This window comes from Okeania sp. SIO3B5 (assembly GCF_010692555.1).
Taxonomy (GTDB): Bacteria; Cyanobacteriota; Cyanobacteriia; order Cyanobacteriales; family Microcoleaceae; genus Okeania.
This window is the reverse complement of sequence record NZ_JAAHHG010000362.1, coordinates 1-10,239: the sequence shown is the minus strand read 5'-3', so window position 1 is coordinate 10,239 and position 10,239 is coordinate 1. Positions and strand designations below refer to the sequence as shown.

Below are 10,239 nucleotides of genomic sequence, written 5' to 3'. Positions count from 1 at the left end.
ACTCTGGTAAACGAAGACTGTGCCTGTGACAATCAGGTTAGTTAACTCAGGAGCCGGATGAGGTGAAAGTCTCACGTCCGGTTTTGAATGGGAGGTGGGAGTCGTGAGGCTCCTATCGACCCCTAATTATCAAAATAATATGTGTCTAAAACCCCAACTTTCAAGGCGTAATATTCTTGGATCGGGGCTTAAATCCCCGTTACAAAAATAACTTCTGACTGTCAGATGTGTGTCTTACATTCTGAGTTCCCCTCAGAATTACACACTCGCTTCTGACTTCTGACTTCTGACTTCGTTAAAGTTGATTCTCTCTGATAAAATCATCCCGCAATTATGCAATGCCAAAAAAAACAGAAAGTCAAAAGTTCAAAGTGATAACTTTTGGCTTTCAGTTCGATAGTTGAAAGGATTGACATCTCCAGGGGTTGAAACACCCTGGATTCTGTGGTTAACCCACCGCAAATGGGATAAATCCACATTTGCTTTAAGCCTATCAACAGACTTCTAGTCTCCTCGGCATAGACAAAAATCTAGCTGTGAGCTTACTTTCAGAGTGGTTTTACTCAAGGTGTTGGAGCAATCTTCTCGCTGCTCTAGCTGCCTACTTGCTTTTCCTGCGGAATGCTGCGCAAACAGCCGTCGTAGGAAATCAAGTCCCCGTCTCCTGTCTGCCGGAATCTCACCGCACTAGCTAAAGGTTATGGCGACAAACCTTGCTCTTACTTGTTATGGTTTCTAGTATAACAGACTTTTACTTCGGGTTAAAACCCGCGTGTCGTCATTCAACCAGCCGTTAAAACGGACTGGCTAACTTTCTCCCGATGTTTTTTAGGTTTTATGGAGCAGTATTTATGCAGTTTACACCACTACAACCTATTGAAAATACTGAGCCTTTTGTGAGTGGTGATGTAAAAATTGAGCCGAATGTGGCGATCGCATCTGGTGTCATTCTTCAGGCTGCTGCTGGTTGTCAGATAGTTATTGCTACAGGGGTTTGTATTGGTATGGGGGTTATTCTTCATGCTTACCAGGGCAACATTGAAGTCGAGTCGGGAGTCACTATTGGTGCAGGAGTGTTAGTAGTTGGTAAGAGTCAAATAGGGGCTAATGCTTGTATTGGTTCAGTGGCAACGATTATAGAACATGATATTGAAGCAAATCAAGTTGTACAACCTACTTCTATTATCGGAGAGTCTGGACGACAAATTTTAGAAAATTCTGCTACAGCTCCATCTCAAACAGTTTTAACACCACAAATAACAACTACTATTAACAGTAATGATGATTTATCAGTAGCTGGGGAATTAAGCAGTAGTTCTGAATTGAATAAAGAAAATATTGCTCAAACAAGTACTTTTAATTATCCAGATAATCATCAGGAATTAGGCAGTAGTTCTGAATTGGATGAAGAAAATATTGCTCAAACAAGTACTTTTAATTATCCAGATAATCATCAAGAATTAGGCAGTAGTTCTGAATTGGATGAAGAAAATATTCCTCAAACAAGTACTTTTAATTATCCAGATAATCATCAAGAATTAAGAAGTAGTTCTGAATTGAGTGAAGAAAATATTGCTCAAATAAGTACTTTTAATTATCCAGATAATCATCAAGAATTAAGCAATAGTTCTGAATTGAGTGAAGAAAATATTGCTCAAATAAGTACTTTTAATTATCCAGATAATCATCAAGAATTAAGCAATAGTTCTGAATTGGATGAAGAAAATATTGCTCAAATAAGTACTTTTAATTATCCAGATAATCATCAAGAATTAAGCAATAGTTCTGAATTGAGTGAAGAAAATATTGCTCAGAAGAGTACTTTCAATTATTCAGTTAATCATCAAGGACTAAACAGTAATTATCAATTTTTCAAAAAAACTGAGCCTGAAAATGATAATTCTAATGCCCTTGTTAATCAAGAATTAACAAATACTTCTTCATCACCAGACCAAGAAAAAACTCAAAATGAAGAAGAAATTCAAAATAAAATTGAGCAGGCTAAAACTAAACTACAAGAACAAGAAGAAGCACCTGAAACCACGAAACCTCCAATCTACGGACAAGATCATGTAAATAGAATGATGAAAACTTTATTTCCTCATAAAAATTCTCTTAGCTCTCATCCCGATGAAGAAGATTAGACAATTAATAGCAAGAAGGGAAACACAGAAGCAGCAGATGCCGAGAACTATAGTAATTTTTGTTACTTTTTATTAATGCTAGTTGAAATAAACTAAAAAATCTGATTTAGAGCAGAATATTTTTAGCAGATAAACAGCGATTGTATAGTTGACAATATAACTATTTTTTGATACAAGAGGGCTTGCTAATTTCAAAAAAAATATAATATAATTTGATCAATGTAGAGACCTAACTGATAAAACTTGACCCTCATCCAGGGACAAAAAATTATTTAAAGTCTCTTTGTCTTTATTCAGGTGAAGTCTAATCAGGTAAACTATATTAATTTCTATTTTTGATTTCATATAAAAATTTCCTGAAGTAGCTCTAAAGACCATCAGCTAGAATTTTTTTGAAGAGAGTTGAGGTGGGTTCATTGCTACGCCGAAATAAAGAGGTTAGATAACAGTAGAAAATGAAAATACAAACCCACAATAATCATAATCTAGAATCTCTTGAATCCCCAATCAACTTTAGAGATTCAGCCCTTGGTTTAATCACAACTCGGAGTTTTCCTGCCATAGTTGGTACTGCTGATATGATGCTCAAGTCATCTGGGGTTATTTTGGTAGGATATGAAAAAATTGGTAGTGGATATTGTACTGCGGTAGTTCGCGGTGGTGTTGCTGATGTTCGTTTAGCAATAGACTCTGGAGCAGAAACAGCCAAAGAATTTGGACAACTTATTTCTCATACTGTGATTCCTCGACCTTTACCTAATTTAGAAGCTGTACTACCTATTGGCAGTCTTTTACTTAAATTATCTCAAGGTAGAGTTTCTGCTGAGTTTAAAAATAAGGCAGTGGGTTTAATAGAAACTAAAGGTTTTCCTGCAATGGTGGGAGCTTGTGACGCAATGCTCAAAGCTGGTGATGTACAGTTGACTGCTTATGAAACTACAGGGGCAGGTTTATGTACTGCTATTGTTCGCGGTTCGGTTTCTAATGTGGCAGTGGCAGTGGAAGCTGGAATGTATGAAGCAGAAAGAATTGGAGATTTAAATGCTGTAATGGTAATTCCTAGAGCATTAGATGATTTAGAAAGAACATTACCTGTAGCTACTTATTTAATTGAAGAAAAATCTGAACCTCTACGTCTGCCATTAGCAATTACAGAAAAAGAAAAGGAGCTTGTGAGATTACCAGATTTTTCTCAACTTCCTGTACCGATGAAAGAAGAAGTTCAGGATAAATAATAGACTTTAGTTATGTGCTTAAAGTCAAAAGTAGGCCACTGAAACAGTTAAAACTGTATGTTAGCTTTTTTCTTGTAATTCTTGTAATGGAAAAGTTTCACCACTTTTTTCTAATCCAAATAATGCCAAATTCAAGGAGCGACATTATTAATCTCTAAATTCCCTCAAGCAGATAAAACATTTGAAAATTTTATTTGACTTTCTTTTATTTGTAGAAAGATTTTCCTGGTTCGATAACTCCTTTTTCTTGTAAGGTATCGTTGATGGCATCCAACATACCAATATCTTGAAGGGTTGCCTTTCCAGTTAATGCCCTACGTAAAGTCATGTAGAAAGTCATTTCACCTAGGGCAATTTCATCTCTTTTCGCACTTCCCTCAATTATAGATTTTGCGTAATTGTTCAACTTATCCTCAATGAAATCAGATAGTTCCATTTATTTCTCCTTATGTTATATCATGTCCGGTTGAACAGTGATAAATAAATAACTACGGAGGAGTCAGGACTCAGGAGTCAGGAGTCAGGAGGAAAGAGGGAAGAAAGAAGAAGAACTGGAGTTGAAGGAGAAAGTTTTTTTATCACTAATTATCCGGACATGATATTACAGGTTATCAATCTTAAATATCATAGTCAGCATTATAACCAAATTATTCTTCTGGGTTAGGAAATACGCGATCGCCCCAACTAACTATTACATATCTTTCATATTCAGGGGGTACTATAACATCATCAAAATATTCATAAGATGTTATTCCTACATCCTGACTTGTTCTGGTGGCCCCTTGTCCATTAATTCCTAAAGGCACGAAACAGGGATTACTTTCATATACTTCTAAAGGATGTGCCAGTTTTAGTGGTGTGAAACTCAGACCCCCGGTTTGAGCTTGAGCTATTTCGGAGCTACTACCCAAAAAATTACCAATTTTTGGTGATAGTGCTGTAGCTGCTGCACTACATCCGAAAAACATTAATAGTTTTCTACGAGTTAGTCTGGACATAAAACTTTATTTAGTTCTCTTCTCTGTAATCTGTATTTTTTTGCCATTCAGAACGAGAGATTTTTGAGCGTAGAATAGGTGCTATTTGACTTTGATGTTCTCCTAATATAGTGATAGTAATTTCTGTGGTTTCTGGATTATTTTCAAATTCTTGGTTGATTGTATTTTTGGCTAAGTTTTCTGCTTGTTCTACAAGATTTTCATAAGAGTTATTATTATTGGAGTCAATCAAAAGGCTCGTATTTTTTGCAGCAGCTAAGGTGGTTTTATTTGTAGTTAAAATACTAGCTAATATTAAGACTATACTCCAGAAAATACGATAATATAAATTCATTGAGTTAAGTTTTTCAATAATAAAAAATTATGAATATAAGATAACATATAATAATTAACATTAATTTAAGCTTTGATTAAAGATTTATTATAATTAGATTTCTCTGTTTGAATTGACAATTTTTAGGCAAGCGATCGCTACCCTAAATCAAACTATTCCTAAAATTCAGTATTGTAAGTAGTTAAGCAAAATTAATTGTATATTTGATGATTGGGTAATAGCATGGTAGTTGTATTTTCATGAAACTAAGCTATGGATAGGCATAATTTTAGTTATTTATTTCTCCAGTAATTATTCTCAGTAAAAATTCATAGTTAACTAAGATAAAAATAATTTTAGGATGATATTTAATAATTTATATCGTGTCTAGTTAGATACTTAATTAATGCACAAAGGAGTAAATAAGTTTAACAATTACCGAAAAATTCAGGTATAAAGCCTCTTCATTCATTGAGAAAAAAGCGGAGACTTTAAACCAGAATTATTTAATAATTCTAAATTCTAAATTCTAAATTCTAAATTCTTGAAAAATACTCATGCCCAGAGGAAATTAAAAAAAAATTTCAAGTTTTTTTTGTTATTTCTTTTAGTTATAAGCCTAATTATTGGAGCTAAATATTTTAACCTACCGGAACTTTTAAAAGATAAATTAGTCTGGATTGAAAGTTTAGGTATTTGGAGTCCGATCGCTTTCATAATAATTTATAATTTAGCTACTTTACTATTAATTCCTGCTTTAGTTTTAACTATAGGAGGAGGCGTAATATTTGGAGCTATCTGGGGTGCAATTTATGTTTTTTTTGCTTCAACTTTAGGCGCTACAATAGCTTTTATTATCGGACGGTATATATCTCATAATTGGATTTATCAACAATTAAATCAATATCCAAAATTTCAAGCGATCGATCGAGCTGTTATTAAAGCAGGATTTAAAATAGTATTTTTAACTAGACTCTGCCCTTTGTTCCCTTTTAATCTTTTGAATTATGCTTTTGGTGTCATGCAGGTTTCTTTAAAAGATTATATTTTGGGTTCTCTAGGAATGATTCCAGGAACAGTAATGTATGTTTATATTGGTTCTATAATAGGTGATATTACTTTAATTGGTATGTCTCAACAACCGACAAATTCTACTGTAGAAGTAACTAAATGGATAATTAATATAGTTGGTTTAATTGCCACAGTTGCAATAACTATTTATTTAACCCGACTAGCAAAAAATGCTTTAGAAGAAAGTATTAATTAGGGTTTGCTGAAAAAGTCTTTTAGTAGGGTTAGGAGACAGGAGACAGGAGACAGGAGACAGGAGGAACGGTGAATTTAGAGGAGGTAGAAGTAAGAATTGTCCCTTGATTTTTCTGCCCAACTATGCGCCTAAAATACGCTCCTTTTTGAGCATTTTAGACTGAAACAGGCGCACTTTTTAAAGGCCCCAAAAAGCCTAAAGTCTTTATATGTTAATGCTTTTAGATTTAATCAGCAAGCCCTAATTAGAGTTTGCGCTCAAAAGTCTTTTTGCTCTTTGTAGGGAGTAGTTATATCATGTCCGGTTGAATAGTTATACTTTGGAGGAAGGAAGGCAGCTATGCTGGAGGCAGGAGGCAGAAGGGAAGAAAAGATTAGAAGGGATAAAGTTTTTTTATCACTAATTATCCGGACATGATATTAGGGCGTAGAATAAATGGGAATTACAGAGTCAGTGGAAAAAAAAATAGTCAGAGTGATTTTTCGGCTTTTGCTTCGGTGAAAATCCTCACTTTTTTAACAATAGCTTGTGAAAAGCTCATACTTTTTCCAGACATAAATTGCCTCAAACCAATATCAGTCAATGCTTTGAGATTTAATCAGCAAGCCCTAATTAGGGTTTGCGCTCAAAAGTCTTATGGGTGAGGGTAGGAGACAGGAGACAACCCACCCCTCGCCCCTCCCCCTCCCAGGAGGGGGAGACAGGAGACAGGAGAAATGGGTACGAGCGAGGAGGTAGGAGTAAGAATTGTAAGAGTGATTTTTCTGCCATAATCATCCCAAAATACTAGCTTTATGCAGCCCTTTAGACCGAAAACAGGCGCACTTTTTAAAGGCAAAAAAATGCTACAACCAATATCAGTCAATGCTTTGAGATTTAATCAGCAAGCCCTAATTAGAGTTTGCGCTCAAAAGTCTTATGGGTATAGGGTAGGAGACAGGAGAAATTGGACTGAGCGAGGAGGTAGGAGTAAGAATTGTAAGAATAATTTTGCTGCCCAACTATGCGCCTAAAATACGCTCCTTTAGATTTAATCAGCAAACCCTAATTATTAATTATTAATTATTAATTATTAATTAATATTTACCCTTCTAACTTCTTACTAATTAATTGATTTGTCATCTTTGGATCGGCACGTCCTTGAGTCTTCTTCATCACTTGCCCAACAAAGAAACCTTTCAGTTTAGTTTTACCAGCACGATATTTTTCTAACTCTTCTGGATGCGCCGCTAATACCTCATCAATAATTGCTTCTATCGCCTTAGTATCTGATATTTGAATTAGACCTTTTTTCTCGACTAATTGTTTAGGAGAACCACCTTTTGATAATAATTCTGGCAGAATATCCTTTGCAATTTTGCCACTGATAGTACCATCTTCAATAATTGTAGTTAACTCGGCTAAATTTTCTGGTTTAAGCCCAATATCAGTGATGCTAATTTTTTCATTTTTCAAATAAGCAGTAATATCTCCCATTACCCAGTTAGCTGCTTGTTTTGCATTTCCACCTGCTGTAACTGTTGCTTCAAAATATTCTGCTACTTTGCAGTCATCAGTAAGCACGCGAGTGTCATAAGCAGATAAACCTAAATTACTTTCATAACGGTGACGTTTTTGTGCAGGTAACTCTGGTAACTCAGCTTTCCAATCATTTAACTGCTGAGTCGAGACTTCTATAGGTGGAATATCAGGTTCGGGAAAATAACGATAGTCACTAGAACCCTCCTTAACCCTCATACTAATAGTAAGTTGAGAACCTTCCTCCCAGAGTCTAGTTTCTTGAACAATTTTTTCCCCCGCTTCAATAGCTTCAGTTTGCCGTTGAATTTCGTATTCGATCGCCCGTTGTATAGCACTGAAGGAATTCATGTTCTTGATTTCTACCTTAGTACCAAACTCTTTTTGGCCCACAGGTCGTACAGAAACATTCACATCGCATCGTAGAGAACCTTCCTGCATATTACCATCGCTCACACCAAGGTAGCGGACAATTCGTTGTAGTTCTTGAGCGTATTCTGCCGCTTCTAGTCCAGAACGTATATCCGGTTCTGATACAATTTCTACTAATGGTACACCTGCACGATTATAGTCCACCATTGAATAGGTTGAACCAGATAGGCGATCGCTACCTCCATGGACTAATTTACCTGCATCTTCTTCCATGTGTAGTCTGGTAATGCCGATTTTTTTACAGTTTGCAGTGCCATCTTCATCTACTATTTCTATTTCTAGCCAACCATTTTCAGCGATGGGTAAGTCATACTGAGAAATCTGATAATTTTTGGGCAAGTCAGGGTAGAAATATTGTTTACGGTCAAATTTACTATAGGGTGCGATTTGACAATTGAGGGCTAGTCCTGCTTTTACGGCATATTCTAGGACTTTTTGATTTAGTACGGGTAATACTCCAGGCATTCCCATACATATTGGGTCAATATTGGTGTTTGGTGGGGCACCGAATTCTGTGGATGAAGCGGAGAAAATTTTGGTTTGGGTGTTAAGTTGACAATGGGTTTCTAGACCAATTATTGCTTCATACTCTGTTTTTACTTGTAAAGTTGTAGCCATAGATTTTTGAATTAAGTCAAAAGTTAACTAGCGGTCAGCATTTCAGCATTTCAGCTATCAGTTTTTTGACCTTGGGTTTATACCCCGGCAACTAATACGCTGGATGGTTGAGTCGGGGTTGATATCCCCAAGGCATAAAAAAAAGTCCTAATGCTGACCGCTGACTGCTAACTGCTGACTGCTATTGAAAATTTAAAGGTACATTAGTTCTAGTGTACAGCGAGCCGAATTTTTCATAGGATAATTGCCAACTAACTTCTAATTTTTGACTTCTGACTCATTGATGTCTGAGGCAGTAGGGAGTAGGGAGTAGGGAGTAGTCGGGACGTTGGATGCAACGTCCGTACAGAGTAGATAATATGGGAATTACAGCGGTTTTCATTTGGGTAGACCACAGTAGGGGGCGAATGGCCATTTTATCCCTTGGGTTTCTTAAAGCAATAATGTTTATGAATCGAAACTTTTTTGACTTCAGGAGTTTGATAGTTTGGCAAAGTTTTTTCTGACATAAAAAATATTTCAAAATTATCAAGTTGTTCTTCACCTTTATATTTACTATTCCAGTCACGGCACAAATATTTACCATAATAAAGGCGATGAGCAACAATAACTTTTCGGTCCGCCCGTTTCAAATGTACTCTTGTCAGCAAGTTTTAGTAAATAAAAATCCTGAATTAATTGCTATCTTAACATTCTTATGTGAACAGTCTCACAAGCTAACTAACATGGGAATATATTATGCCAGGCAACTATATTTTAAATCTCAAAAAGGCATTAGCAAGTATGACTTGGAAAAAGTCTACAAAAAGAACTATCATTACAAAGTTCTATATTCGCTCTTCAGCACAACAAATATTGAGAACTGTAGCTGAATCATTTAGGTCTTATTATGGTCTAATAAAAGCCTATAGTGAAGGTAAAATCTCATACAGACCAAAAATTCCTAACTACAGAAAAAAAGGGGGAATGGCTACAGTAAGTTACCCCAAGCAAGCATTAAAACTTAAAGATAATCAAATTAGAGTGCCACTAGGTAATACCTGTAAATGCTGGTTTGGTCTAGATAGCTTTTTAATTCCAATGCCGAGCAATCTAGAATTTTCATCTCTGAAAGAACTGAGAATATTACCGAGAAACAAATGTTTTACCCAAGAATTTGTCTATGAAAAAGAAGTAGTAGTTAAACCTCAATTAAATCAAGACAATGTATTAGGAATTGACCATGGTTTAAATAATTGGTTGACCTGTGTATCTAATGTTGGTACTAGCTTAATCCTAGATGGTAAACACCCACCCCTTTAGTTCCCCTCCCGGGAGGGGATAGGGGTGGGTTGGTACAACAAACAAGTATCAACCATTAAAGAAAATAAACCGACTGGATTTTGGTCAAATAGGCTAGCTGTCATTACTGAAAAACGTAACCGCCAAATGCGATTTGGGTATTAATAAAGCAGCCAGAATAGTAATTAATCATTGCGCACAAAAATTCTATTGGTACAATTGTTTTTGGTTGGAATCAAGGTCAGAAAAATGAAATAGAATTAGGAAAAAAAAGTAATTCAGAATTTGTACCAATTCCCACAGCTAGAATCAAAGAAAGAATAACTCAGTTGTGCGACGAATATGGAATTATATTTATAGAAACTGAGGAAAGTTATACAAGTGTCGCTTCATTTTTAGATGGTGACTATCTGCCTATTTATGGTGAGAAACC

9 protein-coding genes are annotated in these 10,239 nt (G+C 35.6%); 4 read left to right on the top strand and 5 right to left on the bottom strand.

From position 1 onward, the window contains the following. The first annotated feature begins 851 nt into the window (after window positions 1–851). Window positions 852–2,144, top strand: coding sequence for a hypothetical protein (locus F6K54_RS31890; protein ID WP_293086946.1), 1,293 nt, complete (start codon window positions 852–854; stop codon window positions 2,142–2,144). A 455-nt stretch (window positions 2,145–2,599) separates the two neighbouring features. Then, window positions 2,600–3,379 carry a carbon dioxide-concentrating mechanism protein CcmK gene (locus tag F6K54_RS31885; protein ID WP_293086944.1) on the top strand — a complete coding sequence of 260 codons (780 nt, stop codon included), beginning with the start codon at window positions 2,600–2,602 and terminating at the stop codon, window positions 3,377–3,379. A 205-nt stretch (window positions 3,380–3,584) separates the two neighbouring features. On the opposite strand, the gene F6K54_RS31880 is transcribed toward F6K54_RS31885, so the two are convergent. The 3 genes from F6K54_RS31880 to F6K54_RS31870 form a co-directional block, all read right to left on the bottom strand. Continuing rightward, window positions 3,585–3,815, bottom strand: coding sequence for a hypothetical protein (locus tag F6K54_RS31880; RefSeq protein ID WP_293086941.1), 231 nt, complete (start codon window positions 3,813–3,815; stop codon window positions 3,585–3,587). A 211-nt stretch (window positions 3,816–4,026) separates the two neighbouring features. Continuing rightward, window positions 4,027–4,377, bottom strand: coding sequence for a DUF839 domain-containing protein (locus tag F6K54_RS31875; RefSeq protein WP_293086938.1), 351 nt, complete (start codon window positions 4,375–4,377; stop codon window positions 4,027–4,029). Window positions 4,378–4,387: 10 nt separating this feature from the next. Further along, complete coding sequence (locus F6K54_RS31870; protein ID WP_293086936.1) at window positions 4,388–4,711, bottom strand: hypothetical protein; 324 nt, start codon at window positions 4,709–4,711, stop codon at window positions 4,388–4,390. Window positions 4,712–5,285: 574 nt separating this feature from the next. On the opposite strand from F6K54_RS31870, the gene F6K54_RS31865 reads away from it, so the two are divergent. Next, window positions 5,286–5,957 carry a TVP38/TMEM64 family protein gene (locus tag F6K54_RS31865; protein ID WP_293086932.1) on the top strand — a complete coding sequence of 224 codons (672 nt, stop codon included), beginning with the start codon at window positions 5,286–5,288 and terminating at the stop codon, window positions 5,955–5,957. 1,083 nt (window positions 5,958–7,040) lie between these two features. Here the strand turns inward: F6K54_RS31865 and gatB are convergent. Next, complete coding sequence (gatB, locus tag F6K54_RS31860) at window positions 7,041–8,525, bottom strand: Asp-tRNA(Asn)/Glu-tRNA(Gln) amidotransferase subunit GatB (RefSeq protein ID WP_293086929.1); 1,485 nt, start codon at window positions 8,523–8,525, stop codon at window positions 7,041–7,043. 416 nt (window positions 8,526–8,941) lie between these two features. Further along, a complete protein-coding gene (locus tag F6K54_RS31855) occupies window positions 8,942–9,175 on the bottom strand; it encodes a hypothetical protein (protein WP_293086926.1) in 234 nt (77 codons plus the stop codon). 88 nt (window positions 9,176–9,263) lie between these two features. Here F6K54_RS31855 and F6K54_RS31850 point away from each other — a divergent pair, with 88 nt between their 5' ends. After that, window positions 9,264–9,827 carry a hypothetical protein gene (locus F6K54_RS31850; protein WP_293086923.1) on the top strand — a complete coding sequence of 188 codons (564 nt, stop codon included), beginning with the start codon at window positions 9,264–9,266 and terminating at the stop codon, window positions 9,825–9,827. The last annotated feature ends 412 nt before the right edge of the window (window positions 9,828–10,239 follow it).

Coding starts and splice junctions, on each gene's coding strand:
- F6K54_RS31880 (WP_293086941.1), bottom strand. CDS start 3,815: ATGGAACTATCTGATTTCATTGAGGATAAGTTGAACAATTACGCAAAA.
- gatB (WP_293086929.1), bottom strand. CDS start 8,525: ATGGCTACAACTTTACAAGTAAAAACAGAGTATGAAGCAATAATTGGT.
- F6K54_RS31890 (WP_293086946.1), top strand. CDS start 852: ATGCAGTTTACACCACTACAACCTATTGAAAATACTGAGCCTTTTGTG.
- F6K54_RS31870 (WP_293086936.1), bottom strand. CDS start 4,711: ATGAATTTATATTATCGTATTTTCTGGAGTATAGTCTTAATATTAGCT.
- F6K54_RS31850 (WP_293086923.1), top strand. CDS start 9,264: ATGCCAGGCAACTATATTTTAAATCTCAAAAAGGCATTAGCAAGTATG.
- F6K54_RS31885 (WP_293086944.1), top strand. CDS start 2,600: ATGAAAATACAAACCCACAATAATCATAATCTAGAATCTCTTGAATCC.
- F6K54_RS31875 (WP_293086938.1), bottom strand. CDS start 4,377: ATGTCCAGACTAACTCGTAGAAAACTATTAATGTTTTTCGGATGTAGT.